At 72.5% G+C, this 16,879-nt stretch carries 16 protein-coding genes; 12 read left to right on the forward strand and 4 right to left on the reverse strand.

Annotation, left to right across the window (positions count from 1 at the left end; translation table 11 throughout):
- Positions 1-30: 30 nt before the first annotated feature.
- From Dsi01nite_RS13945 to Dsi01nite_RS13955, 3 genes are all read left to right on the forward strand, one after another.
- Positions 31-1,758, forward strand: coding sequence for an MFS transporter (locus Dsi01nite_RS13945; protein WP_203846554.1), 1,728 nt, complete (start codon positions 31-33; stop codon positions 1,756-1,758).
- Positions 1,759-1,918: 160 nt separating this feature from the next.
- On the forward strand, positions 1,919-2,674 hold the full coding sequence (locus tag Dsi01nite_RS13950; protein ID WP_203846555.1) for a DUF2207 domain-containing protein: 756 nt from the start codon (positions 1,919-1,921) through the stop codon (positions 2,672-2,674).
- 78 nt (positions 2,675-2,752) lie between these two features.
- The gene (locus Dsi01nite_RS13955; RefSeq protein ID WP_203846556.1) at positions 2,753-4,159 is read left to right on the forward strand and encodes an amidase; all 1,407 of its coding nucleotides are present in this window, start codon (positions 2,753-2,755) and stop codon (positions 4,157-4,159) included.
- Between the two features lie 24 nt (positions 4,160-4,183).
- On the opposite strand, the gene Dsi01nite_RS13960 is transcribed toward Dsi01nite_RS13955, so the two are convergent.
- A complete protein-coding gene (locus Dsi01nite_RS13960; RefSeq protein ID WP_239135887.1) occupies positions 4,184-5,140 on the reverse strand; it encodes a GlxA family transcriptional regulator in 957 nt (318 codons plus the stop codon).
- A gap of 71 nt (positions 5,141-5,211) precedes the next feature.
- Here Dsi01nite_RS13960 and Dsi01nite_RS13965 point away from each other — a divergent pair, with 71 nt between their 5' ends.
- The 3 genes from Dsi01nite_RS13965 (at position 5,212) to Dsi01nite_RS13975 (ending at position 8,094) form a co-directional block, all read left to right on the forward strand.
- Entirely contained in the window at positions 5,212-6,483 is a 1,272-nt protein-coding gene (locus Dsi01nite_RS13965; protein WP_203846557.1) for an APC family permease, read from the forward strand.
- Positions 6,484-6,514: 31 nt separating this feature from the next.
- The gene (locus Dsi01nite_RS13970; RefSeq protein ID WP_203846558.1) at positions 6,515-6,847 is read left to right on the forward strand and encodes a YciI family protein; all 333 of its coding nucleotides are present in this window, start codon (positions 6,515-6,517) and stop codon (positions 6,845-6,847) included.
- Between the two features lie 65 nt (positions 6,848-6,912).
- Positions 6,913-8,094, forward strand: coding sequence for an RNA polymerase sigma factor (locus Dsi01nite_RS13975; RefSeq protein WP_203846637.1), 1,182 nt, complete (start codon positions 6,913-6,915; stop codon positions 8,092-8,094).
- A gap of 90 nt (positions 8,095-8,184) precedes the next feature.
- On the opposite strand, the gene Dsi01nite_RS13980 is transcribed toward Dsi01nite_RS13975, so the two are convergent.
- Together Dsi01nite_RS13980 and Dsi01nite_RS13985 are read right to left on the reverse strand one after the other, a co-directional pair.
- Positions 8,185-8,376 carry a hypothetical protein gene (locus tag Dsi01nite_RS13980; protein ID WP_203846559.1) on the reverse strand — a complete coding sequence of 64 codons (192 nt, stop codon included), beginning with the start codon at positions 8,374-8,376 and terminating at the stop codon, positions 8,185-8,187.
- A 94-nt stretch (positions 8,377-8,470) separates the two neighbouring features.
- Positions 8,471-8,815 (reverse strand): nuclear transport factor 2 family protein, encoded by a 345-nt coding sequence (locus tag Dsi01nite_RS13985; RefSeq protein ID WP_203846560.1) that lies wholly within the window; start codon positions 8,813-8,815, stop codon positions 8,471-8,473.
- A gap of 137 nt (positions 8,816-8,952) precedes the next feature.
- Here Dsi01nite_RS13985 and Dsi01nite_RS13990 point away from each other — a divergent pair, with 137 nt between their 5' ends.
- The 6 genes from Dsi01nite_RS13990 to Dsi01nite_RS14015 all read left to right on the forward strand — a co-directional run bounded on the left by Dsi01nite_RS13990 (position 8,953) and on the right by Dsi01nite_RS14015 (position 15,854).
- Positions 8,953-10,203: an ROK family transcriptional regulator gene (locus Dsi01nite_RS13990; RefSeq protein WP_203846561.1), complete on the forward strand. Its 1,251-nt coding sequence runs from the start codon at positions 8,953-8,955 to the stop codon at positions 10,201-10,203.
- Positions 10,204-10,574: 371 nt separating this feature from the next.
- Complete coding sequence (locus Dsi01nite_RS13995; RefSeq protein WP_203846562.1) at positions 10,575-11,663, forward strand: sugar ABC transporter substrate-binding protein; 1,089 nt, start codon at positions 10,575-10,577, stop codon at positions 11,661-11,663.
- Positions 11,660-13,099, forward strand: coding sequence for a sugar ABC transporter ATP-binding protein (locus Dsi01nite_RS14000; RefSeq protein WP_203846563.1), 1,440 nt, complete (start codon positions 11,660-11,662; stop codon positions 13,097-13,099). Before Dsi01nite_RS13995 ends, Dsi01nite_RS14000 begins: the two co-directional genes overlap by 4 nt.
- Positions 13,092-14,024, forward strand: coding sequence for an ABC transporter permease (locus tag Dsi01nite_RS14005; RefSeq protein ID WP_203846564.1), 933 nt, complete (start codon positions 13,092-13,094; stop codon positions 14,022-14,024). The genes Dsi01nite_RS14000 and Dsi01nite_RS14005 overlap by 8 nt, the downstream gene beginning before the upstream one ends.
- Positions 14,021-14,995, forward strand: a complete 975-nt coding sequence (locus Dsi01nite_RS14010) for an ABC transporter permease (protein ID WP_203846565.1) — start codon at positions 14,021-14,023, stop codon at positions 14,993-14,995. The genes Dsi01nite_RS14005 and Dsi01nite_RS14010 overlap by 4 nt, the downstream gene beginning before the upstream one ends.
- Positions 14,988-15,854, forward strand: a complete 867-nt coding sequence (locus tag Dsi01nite_RS14015) for an SMP-30/gluconolactonase/LRE family protein (protein WP_203846566.1) — start codon at positions 14,988-14,990, stop codon at positions 15,852-15,854. Before Dsi01nite_RS14010 ends, Dsi01nite_RS14015 begins: the two co-directional genes overlap by 8 nt.
- A 39-nt stretch (positions 15,855-15,893) precedes the next feature.
- On the opposite strand, the gene Dsi01nite_RS14020 is transcribed toward Dsi01nite_RS14015, so the two are convergent.
- Entirely contained in the window at positions 15,894-16,775 is an 882-nt protein-coding gene (locus tag Dsi01nite_RS14020; RefSeq protein WP_239135888.1) for a SigB/SigF/SigG family RNA polymerase sigma factor, read from the reverse strand.
- Between the last annotated feature and the right edge of the window lie 104 nt (positions 16,776-16,879).

Raw genomic sequence — 16,879 nt, forward strand, 5'->3', positions numbered from 1 at the left:
CCGGCGCCGGAGCGCAGCGGAGGCGACGGCATGACCGAGACCCTTGAGCGGGGCGGCTTCCGGGGCGCGCTGTCCGGCGGCTCCGACCACCCGCACTACAAGTGGGTGGCCCTGTCCAACACCACCCTCGGCATGCTGATCGCCACGATCAACTCCTCGATCGTGCTCATCTCCCTGCCCGCCATCTTCAACGGCATCCACCTCGACCCGCTCAGCCCCGGCAACGTCAGCTACCTGCTGTGGATGCTCATGGGCTACATGCTCGTCAGCGCCGTCCTCGTGGTCACGCTGGGCCGCCTCGGCGACATGTACGGCCGGGTCCGCATCTACAACGCGGGCTTCGCCCTGTTCACGGTCACCTCGATCGCGCTGTCCCTCGACCCGTTCGACGGCGGCGGCGGCGCGCTGTGGCTCATCGGCTGGCGGGTGCTGCAGGCCGTCGGCGGCGCCATGCTCATGGCCAACTCGGCCGCGATCCTCACCGACGCCTTCCCGGCCGCCCAGCGCGGCATGGCCCTCGGCGTCAACATCGTCGCCGGCATCGCCGGCTCGTTCATCGGCCTGGTTCTCGGTGGCCTGCTCGCCGAGTGGAACTGGCGCGCCATCTTCTGGGTCAACGTCCCCATCGGCATCATCGGGACCGTGTGGGCGTACCGCTCACTGCACGACACCGGCCTGCGCCGTCCCGGCCGCATCGACTGGTGGGGCAACCTGACCTTCGCGGCCGGCCTCACCGCCCTGCTCGCCGGCATCACCTACGGCATCCAGCCCTACGGCGGGCACACCCAGGGCTGGACCAACCCGTGGGTCCTCGCCGGTCTCTTCGGCGGCGCGGCGGTCCTCGGCCTGTTCGCCTGGATCGAGACCCGCGTCAAGGACCCGATGTTCCCCCTCGGCCTGTTCCGCATCCGCGCGTTCGCCTCGGGCAACATCGCCGGTCTGCTCGCCTCCATCGCCCGCGGCGGCCTGCAGTTCATGCTCATCATCTGGCTGCAGGGCATCTGGCTGCCGCTGCACGGCTACCGCTACGAGGAGACCCCGCTCTGGGCCGGCATCTACCTGCTGCCGCTCACCGTCGGCTTCCTCGCCGCCGGTCCCGTCGCCGGGCACCTCTCCGACAAGTACGGCCCCCGGCTCTTCGCCGCCGGCGGCCTGCTCGTCATGGCGCTGTCCTTCGGCGGCCTGCTGATCCTGCCGACCGACTTCAGCTACTGGGCCTTCGCCGCCCTGGTCTTCCTCAACGGACTCGGCGGCGGCCTCTTCGCCGCCCCGAACACGTCCCTGGTCATGTCCAGCGTCCCGGCCCACCTGCGCGGCGCCGCGTCCGGCATGCGGGCCACGTTCCAGAACGCCGGCATGGTCCTGTCCATCGGCGTCTTCTTCTCCCTCATGGTCGCCGGCCTGTCCACCTCCCTGCCCTCGACGCTCGACGGCGGCCTCACCGCCCAGGGCGTCCCCGCCCAGGCCGCGCACACGATCGCGGGCCTGCCACCCGTCGGCACCCTCTTCGCCGCGTTCCTCGGCTACAACCCGATCGCCTCGCTGTTGGGCCCACACCTGCTGGGCCAGCTCCCGGCCGCGAACGCCGCCACCCTCACCGGCCGCGAGTTCTTCCCGCACCTGGTGTCCGGCCCCTTCCACGACGGCCTTGTCATCGTGTTCTGGCTGGCGATCGGCATGTCGGTCGTCGGCGCCCTCGCCTCCCTCGTCAAGGGCGGCCGCGCCGCCCACCCGGAGGAGGAACCCGCCGCTGGGTGAATGCCACGGGCTCAGCGGCACCGACAGACGGGCCGGCACCTCTTGTGGGAGAGGTGCCGGCCCGTCTGGCTGCTGTGCTCCCGTGATCCGGAGGACCTCGCGCACCCCTGGCTACCCAAGATCTTCCGGATCACGAGACAGCGGCTGCAATCATCGAGGCGTGTCGAAGCTGGAGCTGGCAGGTGTCATCACGGCCGGGTACGCGGCGCTGTTCGTCGTGCTCAACATCCTGGCGTGGATCAGCGACTCGGTGAAGCGCCGCCGCTCCATCGCACCTCCGCCGCCCCCACCGCTCCCCGCCGGGGTCGAGATCGACCCGTATCACGCGCTCGCCGTGCGCTCGGGCGGGCCCGGTGGGATGGACCAGGCCGCCCTCGCCTCGCTCCTGCACGACGGGCTGATCACGATCGACGCCGACGGGCTGCTGGCCCCGTCCGGCGAAACCGGGCCGGAGCCGACCCATCCCGTCCCGGCCGCGTGGCTGGAGTGCCTGCACCGCGCCGAGCGGCCGGTCGCCGTGTCCGAGCTGCGCGACGACCCCGAGCTGTGGCAGCGGCACACGGCGTTCCTGCAGCAGCAGGACGCCCGGGTGGCCGAGTGGAACACCAAGGCCCCGACCGGCGGCTTCGGCTGCGCCAGCATCGCGGCCGCGGCGGTGGTCACCATCGTCGACACCGTCCTGCTCGCGCCCAGCGTGCCGGACTCGTTCTACGGCCCCACCGCGTTCGAGCAGATCGTCGGCTTCGTGCTGCTGGCAATCCTCCTTCCACCGTTCCTCATCAGCATGTGCGCGGCGATCGTCATGACCACGTATCCCGGATCCCCCTCCCCCCTTGACGCCTACTGCGCCCGGCTGCCACCCCACCCCGCCGTCGCCGCCCTCACCGCCGAGGAGGAGCGGCTGCTCGCCGGGTGAACTTTCCCCGTGATCCGGAAGACCTCGCGCAGCCAGGGGTACCCAAGGTCCTCCAGATCACGGGAGAGGGGACGCATCATGAGCACCGACCTCAATCGTTGTGACGCCACCGAGCTCGCCGAACTGATCCGCACGAGGAAGGCCTCCTCCGTCGAGGTGGTTCAGGCGCACCTGGACCGCATCGAGGCCGCGGACCCGAGGATCAACGCCGTCGTCACGCTCGCCGACGGCGCGCTGGACGCGGCGAGGGCGGCGGACGAGGCCGTCGCGGCGGGCGCGGAGATCGGGCCGCTGCACGGCGTGCCCTTCACGGTCAAGGACTCCTTCGACACCGCCGGCGTGCCCACCCAGCGCGGATCCCCGATCTTCGCGGGGCGGGTCCCGGACACGGACGCCACCAGCGTGGCGCGGATGCGGCGCGCCGGCGCGATCCTCCTGGCGAAGACCAACCTGCCGGAGTTCGCGTACTGGATCGAGTCCGACAACCTGCTCACGGGCCGGACGAACAACCCGTGGAACCTCGACCGCAGCGCCGGCGGTTCGAGCGGCGGGGAGTCCGCGGCGATCGCGGCCGGGATGTCGCCGCTCGGCCTCGCCAGCGACCTGTCCATCTCGGTGCGCGGGCCGGCGGCCGACACCGGCATCGCGGCCCTCAAACCGACGCGCGGACGCATCCCGATGACGGGCGTCTGGCCGCGGGAGCCGCGCCGCGACTGGCACGTCGGTCCCATGGCCCGCACCGTCCGCGACCTTTCACTGGCGTATTCGCTGCTGGACGGTCCCGACGGCGCCGACGGCCTGGCCACCGTCCCGCGCGGCTTCGACGCCGGCCTGGGCGCGTCGCCGGACCGTCCGATCCGCCTCGGCTGGCTGGTCGACTCGGGGCTCGGCCCGGTCGACGCGGAGGTCGCGGCGACCGTGCAGGCAGCCGCAGAGACCCTGCGGGGAGCGGGGATCCGGGTCGAGTCCGTCACCATCCCGGCCCTCGAACGCGACAATCCGCTCGAACTGTTCACCCGGCAACACGTCATGGAGATGAAACCGGTGATGCGGGAGGTCACCGCCGGCCACGAGGACCAGATGTTCACGTACTCGAAGACCATGATGGCCACCCCCGACACGACCGTGCGGGACTACGTCCAGGCCGAGCAGGGCGTCGAGCGGCTGCGGGACGGTTTCACCGGGTACTTCCAGCGGTACGACGCGCTGCTCCTGCCCGTGACGACGATCCCCGCGCACGCGCATGGGCTCGAGCAGTTCACCCTCGACGGCCGGACGGTGGACGCCTTCCACGTGATGTCGACGACCGTCCCGTTCAACCTGACCGGGCTGCCCGCGCTGGCCATGCGCTTCGGCACGAGCAGCGACGGCCTGCCGATCGGTGTCCAGCTCGTGGCCGGCTGGCACGCGGAGTCGACGATCCTGCACCTCGCCGCGCTGCTGGAGTCGTTGAGTCCGGTCCGCGACCAGCACCCCGCCCTCTGACCGCCGGGACCGCACGCCGGCGGGTCAGCGGTGGAAGACCTGGCGGTAGGTCGTCGGGGTGACGCTGGTCTGGCGGGCGAAGTGGGCGCGCAGGTTGGCGGGGGTGCCCAGGCCGGTGCGGTGGGCGATCCGCTCGATCGAGTCGTCGGTGGTCTCCAGGAGCTCCTGCGCCAGCCGGACCCGCTGACCGAGCAGCCACTGCAACGGGCTGGTGCCGACCGACTCGCGGAAGCGGCGGGCGAACGTGCGGGGGCTCAGGCGGGCCTGCCGGGCCAGGTCGGCGACGGTGAGCGGCTGGTCGAGGCGGGCCCTGGCCCAGTCGAGGGCGACGCCGAGCGAGTCCGGGGTGCGGGGGCGCTGCGGCGGGTGGGCGAACTGGGACTGGCCGCCGTCGCGGTGCGGCGGGACGACCATGCGGCGGGCGACCTCGTTGGCGACGGCCGCGCCGTGGTCGAGGCGGACCAGGTGCAGGCACAGGTCGATCGCCGCGCCGGTGCCGGCCGAGGTGAAGATGGTGCCGTCGCAGGTGTAGAGGACGTCCGGGTCGAAGGTCACCGCCGGGAAGCGCTGGGCGAAGTCGAAGGCGTTCATCCAGTGCGTGGTGGCGCGGCGGCCGTCGAGCAGGCCGGCGGCGGCGAGCACGTAGGCGCCGGTGCAGATCGCCACGATGCGGCGGCCCCGCTCGTACGCCTCGCGGACCACTTCGACCAGTGCGGCCGGCGGTGCGACCTGGGTGGCACGGGCGAACGCGGGCACGATCAGCGTGTCGGCGTCCAGCAGGGACCGCAGCGGGAACGGCGCGGTGATCGTCAGGCCGGAGCGGGAGGGCAGGACGCCGGGCGTGACGGCGGCGAAGCGCAGCTCATACCAGGGATCGGCGAGGTCGCTGCGGTCGATGCCGAACACCTCGCACGGCACGGCGAGCTCGAAGACCGGCATGTCCTCGGTGGCGGCGACGCCGACGATGTGACGCTGGCTCATGGCTCGAATCTAACTCACCATGGCATTCCTGCCACTCGTCCCGGACCCGGGGGACGGTGTCGAATGGACGCATGCTGAACGTGCCCCAGGGGGCGGCTCTCTCGATCGGTGCGGTGCTCGGCACCGGGGTCATCGCGCTGCCGGCCCTCGCCGCCCAGACCGCCGGGCCCGCCTCCCTCGTCGCCTGGGCCGCCCTGATCGCGCTGTCGGTGCCCCTGGCGGCGACGTTCGCCGCGCTCGGCGCCAGGTTCCCCGACTCGGGCGGCGTCGCCACCTACGCCCGGAAGGCGTTCGGTGAGCGCGCCGCGGCGGTCGTCGGCTGGTGCTTCTACCTGGCGGTGCCGGTCGGCGCGCCCGCGGCGGCGCTGTTCGCCGGGGCGTATGTGTCGGCCGCGCTCGGCGGCGGCACCCGCACGGAGCTGCTGACCGCCGCCGGGCTGATGCTCGCGGTGACGGCCGGCAACCTCGGGGGCGTGCGGGTGTCCGGCCGGCTGCAGCTCGGGCTGGCGCTGCTGCTGGTCACGCTGCTGCTGACCGCCACCGCGACCGCGCTGCCGCACGCGAAGGTCGAGCACCTGCAGCCGTTCGCGCCGCACGGCTGGTGGGCGGTCGGGTCGGCGGCGGCACTGCTGGTGTGGGGGTTCGCCGGGTGGGAGGCGGTCACGTCCCTGGCGGCCGACTTCCGGCGCCCCGAACGGGACCTGCCCCGCGCCACGGCGATCGCGCTCGTCGTCGTCGGGGTGCTGTACTTCGGCATCGCCGCCGCCAGCATCCTGGTGCTCGGACCGGCGCCGGGCGACGCGCCCCTCGCCGAACTGCTCGCCCGGGGCGTCGGCGGGCAGGTCAAGGTCCTCACCGCGGTCGCCGCGGTGCTGCTGACGCTGGGCACGATGAACGCCTACTACGCGGGCGCGGCCAAGCTCGGCGCGGCGCTCGGCCGGGACGCGGCGCTGCCCGCGTGGTTCGGCCGGGGCAGCGGGGCCGGTGAGGTGCCCCGGCGCAGCCTCGCCGTCGTCGCGGCGCTGGGTGGGGTGTCGCTGCTGCTCGCCACCCTGACCGGCACCGGCACCAGGCCGTTGGTGCTGCTGACCAGCGGCGCGTTTGTCCTGGTGTACGTCCTGGGCACGGCCGCCGCGCTGCGCCTGCTGCCCCGGCGGTCGCCGGTCTGGTGGTGCGCCGCCGTGGCCTTCGCCGCCTCGCTGGGCCTGCTGGCCCTCAGCGGCTGGTATGTCCTCGGCACCGCGGCCGTGGCGGGCTGCGCCCTGGCCTACCAGAAATTCTCGGCAAAAAAGTTCGCCCGGCCTGTCGATCCGGCAGACGTCCCGATTGACGTAGGAGTGTAAGAGGACGTTTTCCCTTGAAGGAGTGCCCGCGATGGCCCAGTACCTGATCCTGATCTACGAGAACGAGGCCGACTACGACAACGCGGACCCGTCCGTGTTCCAGGAGGTCATGGACGCACACAACCGCTTCTCGGAGCAGGTCGGCGAGAAGCTGGTCGGCGGCAACGCCCTGCAGCCGACCCAGACCGCCACCACGATCCGCGGCGACGTCGTCACCGACGGCCCGTTCGTGGAGACGAAGGAGATCCTCGGCGGCTACTACGTCATCGAGGCGAAGGACCTCGACGAGGCCCTCGCGATCGGCAAGCTCTGCCCCGCCCGGTTCGGCGGCGTCGAGGTCCGCCCGGTGATGGTGTTCGAGTAGTCGTCTTGGAGACCGCCGCCGTCCGTGAGGCGGTCGCCGACGCGCACCGTCGCGAGTGGGCCAGAGTGCTCGCCGCGACGGTGCGCGTCGCGCGCGACCTGGACCTCGCCGAGGAGTGCGTCCAGGACGCGTACGTCGCCGCCATGGACGCCTGGCTGCGGCAGGGCGTGCCGGACAACCCCGGCGCGTGGCTGACCGTCGCCGCCCAGCGTCGCGCCCTCAACGCCCACAAGCGGGCCGCGACGCTGCGCTCCAAGCTGCCGCTGCTCGTGGTCCCGTCCGCGGACGACCCGCCCGACGCGCCCGACGAGATCCCCGACGACCGGCTCCGCCTCGTCTTCACCTGCTGCCACCCGGCGCTCGCCCGGGAGGCCCAGCTGGCGATCACGCTGCGCCTGGTCTGCGGGCTGACCACGGCGGAGATCGCCCGCGCGTTCCTGGTCAGCGAGCCGACCATGGCGGCCCGCGTCACCCGCGCGAAGAAGAAGATCGCGGCGGCGGCCATCCCCTACCGGGTGCCGCCCCTGGAGGACCTGCCAGACCGGCTCGACGCCGTGCTCACCGTGGTGCACCTGGTCTTCACCACCGGCCACGCCGCCCCGACCGGCCCCGACCTGCTGCGCCCCGACCTGGTCGAGCGCGCGATCGACCTGGCCCGCACGCTGTGCGCCCTCATGCCCGACGAGCGCGAGGCGCAGGGACTGCTCGCCCTGATGCTGCTGCACGACGCCCGCCGCGCCACCCGCGTCGGCGCCGACGGCCGGCTGCTGCTCCTCGAGGAGCAGGACCGCACCCGGTGGGACACCGCCCAGATCGCCGACGGCCTGCGTCTGGTCCGCGGGGCGCTGCGCGGCGGTCGCCCGGGCCGCTTCGCCCTGCAGTCCGCGATCGCCGCCGTCTACACCGAGGCCCCCACCTACGCCGGGACCGACTGGCGGCAGCTGCGCGGCCTGTACGACCTCCTCCTGCACGCCTGGCCCTCACCGGTCGTCGCGCTGAACCGCGCGGTCGTCGTCGCGATGTCCGACGGCCCCGCCGCGGCGCTGCCGCTGCTCGACGCCCTCGCCGAGGACCCCAGGCTGGCGGGGTACCACTACCTGCCGGCGGCCCGGGCCGACCTGCTGCGCCGCCTGGACCGGATCCCGGAGGCCGACGCGGCGTACCGGACCGCGATCACCCTGTGCGACAACGCGGTGGAACGCGCCTTCCTGGAGTCCCGCCTGCGTGGCTCCGGCGCCCGGCCGTAAGGGCCCGGGCGCCGGAGCGCGGTGCGGACCCTGCCGGCCCGGCGGGAGGGGCCGTGGAAGCCCGACGCCGGCCCGGCAGGGCCGCTCGTTTCAGCAGGGGATCAGTTCACCCCGCCGGGCGCGGACGCGCGTGCCGTCCACCAGCGTGATCTCGACGCGGCCGTTGACGTCGGTGTCCCCGAACGCGTAGATCTCCTTGCCGTCGTGCGGGGCCAGCTCGGCGTGGTGCACGCCGTTCCGGTCCGGCCGCAGGACCCACTTCAATTCCGGCGATTTACCCATTTCGCCCACCCCCTCGTCCGAGGCTAACGGCCGGGGAGCCGCCCCGGTGCGCACCCGGGGCCCGGGGCACCCGTGTGAGTGAGGGCGGCCGGATTCAGCGCAGGCCGCCCGGCCAGGCGAGGTATTCGCGGAAGTGGTGCACGAGCCCGTCGCGCACCTCGAAGACCAGGCACAGCCGCTGGGTGAAGGGCTCACCGTGCATGGTGCCGGTCACCTGGACCTCGAACGCGACCCCGGCCTCCCCCGTCAGCACCGAGTGCACCACGAGGTCGGCGCGCACGGAGTCGGCCAGCCACTCGAAGAAGCGGATCGCGTCGGCGGCGCCGTGGCGCACCCCGGCGAACCCCTCGACGGGCACGTGGAACGTCACGGACCCGGCGAGCATGCCGACGAGCCGGGTCCAGTCGCCCGTCGCCGCGCCCAAGATCCAGTGATGCATGGCGGTCATTGCCGGATGCATTTCCATCGCCACTCCAGGGGTGCTCATTTTGCCTGAAACAAGCAGAACCAAACTCGGGGAAGCGCTCTACCGCAGTGTCTATTGACTGGACCATGAGGAATGCGAATACTCAAGTCATGTCGCCGCTCGACTCGAGCTCCGCCCAACGCAGCGCGAACCGCAGCCGTGTGATCCACGCGCTGCGGCAGCACGGTGCGATGAGCCGGGCCGCGCTCGCCGAGATCGGGCTGTCCCGCTCGACGGTCGCCAGCGTCGTCGGCGAGCTGATCGACGCCGGCGCGGTGGTCGAGCTCGGCGGGGACGGACCACGGGCCGGCAACGGCAACGGCAACGGCTTCGCCGCACCCGGCAACGGGTTCGGCGCCAACCGCGGCGGCGCGGCGAAGGCGGGCCGGCCGCCGACGCTGATCGGGCTCAAGGGCAGCCTCGGCGCCGCCGTCGGCGTCGAGATCGGCAACGGCATCGTGCGGATCGCGGTGTGCGACGTCGCGCAGGAGCTGCTGCGGCACCAGGCGGTCGCGGTCGACGAGCAGACCTCACCCGAGGACACCCTGCTGCTGGTCGACCGGCTGATCGACGGGCTGCTGGAGCAGACCGGGTTCCGCCGCGACGAGGTGATCGGGGTCGGCATCGCCATGCCGGGGCCGATCCAGCGCCGGACCGGGCTCACCGGCCGCGCGTGCACCCTCAAACCGTGGGTGGGCCTGGACCCGCGGCTGCTCGGCGAGCACGTCCTCGGGCTGCCGGTGCACGCCGGCAACGACGCCAACCTCGCCGCCCTGGCCGAGATGACCTGGGGCGCCGCGCGGGGGCTGCGGGACTATGCCTACATCTACACCGCCACCGGCATCGGCGCGGGCTTCGTGATGGACGGAAGCCTCTACGTCGGCGCCAACGGCACGGCCGGCGAGATCGGCCACACCACGATCAACGAGGACGGCCTGGTGTGCGCGTGCGGCGGCCGGGGATGCCTGAACACCCTGGCCAACCCGGACGCCATCACTGACCAGCTGTGGCAGAGCCACGGCCGCCGGCCCTCGATCGGCGAGGTGATCGCCCTCGCGCACGAGGGCGACGCCGGGTGCCGCCGCGTCCTCGCCGACGCGGGCCGGCACATCGGGGTCGCCATGGCCAACATGTACAACCTGCTCGACCCCGAGCTGATCGTGCTCGGGGGCAGTCTCGCGCCGGCCGGTGACATCCTCATCGAGCCGCTGCGCCAGTCGATGATGCGCCGCGCGATCCACGCCGGGGAGGCCGTCCCCGACGTCGTCGCCGGTGAGATCGGTATCGACGTGGTCGTCGTCGTGGGTGCGGCCGCCGCCGTGCTCCGCGACGCCACCAGGTTTCCGCTCCCCGTCCGCTGACACCCGCCGCCGTCAGGCGGCCGCCGACGCCACCAGGTTTCCGCTTCCCGCTCGCTGACACCCGCCGCCGTCAGGCGGCCGCCGACCCGCCGGCCGGCCTTCCCAACCCGACGGCCGGCCGGCGCACACCCGGAACACCCCGAAGAAACGCGCCCGCAGACACCCCGGAAACACCCTGGGAAAACACCCCGGAAAACGCACCGGAAAACGCATCCCGAAACCACGGGAAACGCACCGCGCTGAGCCCAGCGCGCCCAAAAGAGGAAACGGCCAGAGCGAAACGGCTCTGGCCGCCCTGCCGCACGCCAATGCAGCACAAACAACCGGCCGCGGATTGCCGTCCGCGCCCGATCGTCGAAGGTGGAGCAACCATGATGCTACCGCGCTACGCGAAGGCCCTCCTGGCGCTCGCGCTCCTGCTGCCGGGCACCGTCGCCTGCAGTTCGGAGAAGGCCACCCCGCAGGAGAGCAAGGGAAAGCTGAAGATCGCCCTGTCCAACTCGTTCATCGGCAACGGCTGGCGGGTCGAGATGGAGAACGTGTTCAAGGCGGCGTGCGCGATGCCGCCGTACAAGGACCAGGTCGACTGCAGCGTGTTCAACGCCGGCAACGACGTGGCCACGCAGAGCCGCCAGATCTCCAACCTGATCGCCCAGGGGGTCGACGGGATCGTCATCAACGCCGCGTCGACCAGCGGCCTCAACGGTGTCGTCCAGCAGGCCTGCGACCGCAAGATCGTGGTCGTGTCGTTCGACAACACCGTCGACAACAAGTGCGGCCTGACGGTCAACACCGACCAGGTCAAGTTCGGTGAGCAGCTCGCCCAGTTCATCGTCGACCAGCTCAAGGGCCAGGGCAACGTCGTCATGGTGACCGGGGTGGCCGGCACCGGCGCCGACAACGACCGCAACGCCGGTGCGAAGAAGGTGTTCGACGCCAACCCGGGCATCAAGGTCGTCGCCACCTACAGCGGCTCGTGGGACTCCGCGACCGCGCAACGGCAGACCGCGGCGCAGCTGCCGAGCCTGCCGAAGGTCGACGGGGTGTGGGTCTCCGGCGGCACCGACGGTGTGATCAAGGCGTTCCTGGAGGCGAACCGGCCGGTCCCGGTCGTCGGTGGCGAGGCCGAGAACGGCTTCCGCAAGTACCTGGCCGGGGTGACGCCACCGAAGGTCAACGGCATGTCGATCGGGCAGCCGCCGTTCCTGTCGGTGATCTCCCTGGAGCTGGCCCGGGCCGTGATCAAGGGTGAGCACCCGAAGACCAGTGTGACGATCCCGTTCCCGATGGTCACGTCGGAGACCGTGAAGGTCGGCGAGACCGTGTTCCCGGACCTGCCGGACAGCTTCTTCGCCGACTTCACCGACTCCGGCCCCAACGCGACCGTCGTGCTGTGCCAGGAGGCGGCGACCGACGGCACGCCGTGCCCGGGCAAGACCCTCGCGGTGAAGCTCGGATGATGGACACGTACGCCGTGCACGCCGAAGGAGTCGACCGCTCCTTCGGCGGGGTGCGGGCTCTGCGGGGCGCGTCGTTCGCGGCGCGTCCCGGCGAGATCCACGCGCTCGCCGGCGAGAACGGCGCCGGCAAGAGCACGATGATCAAGGTGCTCTGCGGCCTCGTCAAGCCCGACCGGGGCACCGTCCGCGTCACCGGGCGGCTCGCGACGGCGTTCCAGGAGCTGTCGCTGCTGCCGGACCTCACGATCGCGGAGAACCTGCTGCTGCACGACCCGCCACGCGGACGGCTCGGTCTGGTCGTGCGGCGGCGGCTGGTCCCGGTGGCGAAGGAGGTCCTGCACGAGCACGGCATCGACGACCTCGACCCGCGCACCGTCACCCGCGACCTGTCGGTGGCGCACCGGCAGGTCGTGGAGCTGGTGCGGGTCCTCGCCACCCGGCCGGAGGTGCTGATCCTGGACGAGCCGACCGCGGCGCTGCAGGAGCAGCAGGTGGCGTGGCTGGCCGAGCACATGCGACGGCTGCGGGCGGAGGGCTGCTGCGTGGTGTTCACCTCGCACCGGTGGCGCGAGATCGAGGCCCTCGCCGACCGGGTGACCGTCTTCCGCAACGGCACCCACGTCACGACCCGGGAGCGGCTCACCGAGTCCGAGGCGGTCACCCTGATGAGCGGCCGCACCCTGGACGCCACATATCCACCACTCGCCCCACCGGGCGACACCGTCGCCCTCGAAGCGCGGGTCGGCGATGTCGAGGTCAAGCTGCATCGCGGCGAGATCCTCGGCATCGGCGGGCTGGCCGGGCAGGGCCAGCGCGAGCTGTTCCTCACGTTGTTCGGGGCCGGACGGCAGAAGCCGGCCGTCACGGTCGGCGGCACGGCACGCACGATCAGGAAGCCGAAGGACGCGATCCGGGCCGGGATCGGCATCGCGTACGTGCCGGAGGACCGCAAGGCCGAAGGGCTGCTGCTGCCCATGTCGGTGCGGGACAACCTGGCCCTCGCCACCCTCGAGCGGCGCTCGGTCGCCGGGTTCGTGCGCCGGGCCGCGGAGCACCGGGCGGTGCGCGACATCGTGGACCGGCTCGCGGTGCGCACCGCGTCGACCGGCCACCCCGTCGGCACCCTCTCCGGCGGCAACCAGCAGAAGGTCCTGATGGGCCGCTGGCTGCTCAGCGGCGCCGAGGTGCTGCTGCTGTTCGACGTGACCCGGGGCGTGGACGCCGCGACGAAACACGACTTCTACGCCCTCGTCGCCGACCTCGCCGCGCAGGGGCGGGCGGTCCTGCTGTACTCCAGCGAGACCGAGGAGATCGCGCACCTGTGCCACCGGGTCCTGGTGATGCGGGAGGGCCGGGTGGCGGCGGAGCTGGAGGGGCCCGTCGGTGACGCGGAGCTGATCGTCGCGGCGGCGATGCGGGAGCGTGAACATGTCTGAGCTGCGCGCCGCCACCCTCGGCTACGCGGTCCTCGCCGCGACCGCGATCGCCTACCTCGTCGTGTACACCACCAGCCTCGGGCACCTGCCGACACCGTTCGACTACCTGTCGCTGCTCAACACCTCGCTGCCGCTGGTGTTCGTGGCGATCGGGCAGAGCCTCGTCGTGCTGACCGGCGGCATCGACCTGTCCGTCGGCGGGATGGTCGGCCTCGGCGTCGCGATCGTCGCGGCCGGGTCGACCTCCGGCGCGGCCGTCACCGCCGGCTGGATGCTCGCGGCGGTCGGCGCCGGCGCGGCGTGCGGCGCCGTCAACGGGCTCATCGTCGCCAAGGGCCGCATCGCACCGATCCTCACCACCCTCGCCACCCTGTCCGTCTACAGTGGACTGGCGTTGAAGGTGCTGCCGGTGCCCGGCGGCGAGATCTCCCCCGCGGTGCGCTCCGTCCTCACCGACCCGGACGTGCCGACCGGCCTGATCTGGCTCGGCGTCGCGGTCGCCGGCTGGCTGGTGTTGCGGCGCACCCGCTTCGGCATGCGGGTCTACGCCGTCGGCAGCGACGAGACCGCCGCCCGCGCCGTCGGGGTGCCGACCGTGTGGGTGAAGGTCGGGGTGTACGCGCTGTCCGGCGTGTGCAGCGGCCTCGCCGCGGTGTTCTACGTGTCGACGACGACGTCCGGCGACCCCAACGCCGGCGACTCGTTCATCCTCACCTCGATCGCCGCCGTCGTCGTCGGCGGCATCGCGTTCGCCGGCGGGCGGGGCTCCGCACTCGGCGCGGTCGCCGGGGCGTTCGCCCTGACGCTCGTCATCGACGTGCTGTTCTTCGCCGGCATCGACCCGCTGTACCAGTCGCTGTTCCAGGGACTGTTCCTGGTCGTCGCGGTCCTGCTGGGCAGTCTCGTGCGCTGGAGGCGGGCATGACCACCCTCGACACCGCGAAGCGGGTCCTCGCCGGGCCGCACCGGCGGGTCCTGTACGCGTTCGCCGCCGCGGCCACCATCCTCGTCGCCGGCGCCGTCATCCACCCCGGGTTCGGGTCGTGGACGAGCCTGCGCACGATGCTGGTCCTGGCGAGCTTCATCGGGTTCGTGGGCGCCGGGCAGATGCTCGTCGTCCTCGTCGGCGGCATCGACCTGTCGATGCCGTGGGTGCTCAACGGCGCCGCGATCGTGCTCACCACCAGCAGCCTCGGGCAGTCCGGCCGGCTCCCCCTCGCCGTCGCCCTCGCGCTCGGCGTCGGTGCCGCCGTCGGGCTGGCCAACGGGCTCGGCGTCGCCTGGCTCGGGGTGCCCGCCGTCGTCATGACCCTCGGCATGAACGGCGTCCTGCAAGGGCTGTCGCTCGGCCTGTCCAAGGGGCTCACCTGCGGCTCGTGCGCGTCGTACGCCCCCGAACCACTGCGCCGGCTGGTCGTCGGGCGGCTCTTCGGCGTGCCGTCGGAGCTGCTGCTGTGGGCGGGGGTGGCGCTGTTCGTGACGGTGCTGCTGACCCTCACCACGTTCGGCCGGCGGGTCTACGCGGTGGGCAACAACCCCCGCGCGGCGTTCCTGGCCGGCGTCGGGGTGCGCGGGGTCACCGTGGTGCTGTACATGCTCAGCGGCGTGTTCGCCGCCCTCGCCGGGATCACGCTGGTCGCCTACGGCGGGCAGCCGTCGCTGGGGCTCGGCGACCCGTACCTGTTCGAGTCGATCGCCGCGGTCGTCGTCGGCGGCGTGTCCATCCTCGGTGGCCGCGGGCACTACGTCGGCGTCGTCGCCGGCTCCGTCACCCTGGTCGCGATCGTGACCCTGCTGCAGGCCGAACGCGTCCCGGAGTACGGTCGCAACGTCATCTACGGATTGGTCATCCTCGCCATCCTCTTCACCTACGGCAGGGAGCGCGCTGATGATTGAGACTCCGGTGGAGACACTGAGTGACATCCCGTGCGAGCTGGGCGAAAGCACGCTCTGGGACGACGTCAAGGGCCGGCTGCACTGGGTCGACATCGACCGGGACCTGCTGTTCACCCTCGACTGGGCCACCCGCGACGTGGCGACGCTGCACCTGCCGGCCACGGCCGGCAGCGTCGGGCTGCGGGCCGGCGGTGGCCTGGTGGCGGCGCTGCGGCACGCCGTCGCGTTCGTCGACGTCGACTCCGGCGTCGTCGAGGTCGTCGCCGAGCTGGAGACCGACCGGCCCGGTAACCGGTGCAACGACGGCGCCGTCGACCCCGGCGGCCGGTTCTGGTTCGGCACGATGGACGTCGAGGAGACCGGCGCGACCGGCGCGTTCTACCGGTTCGACGAGGACCTGGCGGTCACGCGGGCGTTCGGCGACGTCATCGTGTCCAACGGGCCGGCGTGGAGCCCCGACGGGCGCACGATGTACCACGTCGACTCGGCCCGCAGCCGGATCACCGCCTACGACTTCGACCCCGGGTCGGGCACCGTCGGCGGCGGGCGGCTGTTCGCCTCCGACGAGGACGAGGCGTGGTTCCCGGACGGCGTCACCGTCGACGCGGACGGCTACGTCTGGAACTGCAAGTGGGACGGCGGCCGGATCGTGCGCTACTCCCCCGACGGCGTGATCGACCGGGTCGTCGAGGTGCCGGTGCCGCGACCGACGCGGTGCGCGTTCGTGGGGGCGGACCTGAGCCTGCTGGCGGTGACCAGCGCCCGGCGGGGTCGCGGCGCGGAGGCGCCACGCTCCGGGCACCTGCTGCTGCTCGACCCGGACGCCCGCGGGCTGCCCGCGCCGCGGTTCCAGGGATAGGCGGAAGGGGCGGCCGTGGCCGCCCCTTCCGATCGATCGTCAGTCCCTGGTGAGGGACGCGCGCAGCGTCTTCAGGGCGCCGGCCAGGAGCCGGGACACGTGCATCTGGGAGATGCCGAGCTCCGCGGCGATCTGCGACTGGGTCAGGTTGCCGTGGAACCGCATCGCGATGATCTTCTGCTCGCGCTCCGGGAGCTTCGCCAGCAGCGGGCGCAGCGCCTCCCGGTTCTCGACGTTGACCATGTCGGGGTCGTCGCCGCCGAGCAGGTCACCGAGGCCCGTGGCGCCGCCGTCGCCGGCCTCGCCGACGGGCGCGTCCAGCGACAGCGCACGGTACGCCTGGCCGCAGTCGAGGCCCTCGATCACGTCCTCCTCGCTCACGCCGAGCTTCGCCGCCAGATCGGCGACGGTCGGGGAGCGGCCGAGGTCCTGCGCGAGGTCGCCGGAGATCTTGGAGATCTCCAGGCGCAGCTCCTGCAGGCGGCGGGGCACGCGCACGTCCCAGCCCTTGTCACGGAAGTGCCGCTTGAGCTCGCCGACGATCATCGGGATGGCATAGCTGGTGAACGCCGCACCCCGGGTCGGGTCGAACCCGTCTACCGACTTGATCAGACCCAGGTTCGCGACCTGCACGAGGTCGTCGAACAGCTCGCCACGGTTGCGGAAGCGCCGGGCGAGATACTCGGCGAGCGGGATGTAGAGCTCGATGAGCCGGGCCCGGACGCGCTCCCGGTCGACGCCGGCCGGCAGGTCGGCGAGCAGCGACAGCAGGGCCTTGGCCTGCGCGTCGGTCTCCCGGGTGCGGTGCGTCCCAGCGGCCGGCGCGGCGGCGGTCCGGGCATCGGGGGCCGGCGTGGTGGTGACGGTGACGCTGTCGGTGGTGCCGATAAGGGTGGCGTCGGTGTACAGGTCAGTGCTCACGGCAGGGTCAGCCTTTCGGTGCATGACCGGCCAGTCCTGGTGGGACGTCGTTTGGAGCGACGACGAGCGGGCAATCCTGGATGCAGGACGCACGGGGCTCAAGA

This window comes from Dactylosporangium siamense (genome assembly GCF_016862795.1).
GTDB classification, from domain to species: Bacteria; Actinomycetota; Actinomycetes; order Mycobacteriales; family Micromonosporaceae; genus Dactylosporangium; species Dactylosporangium siamense.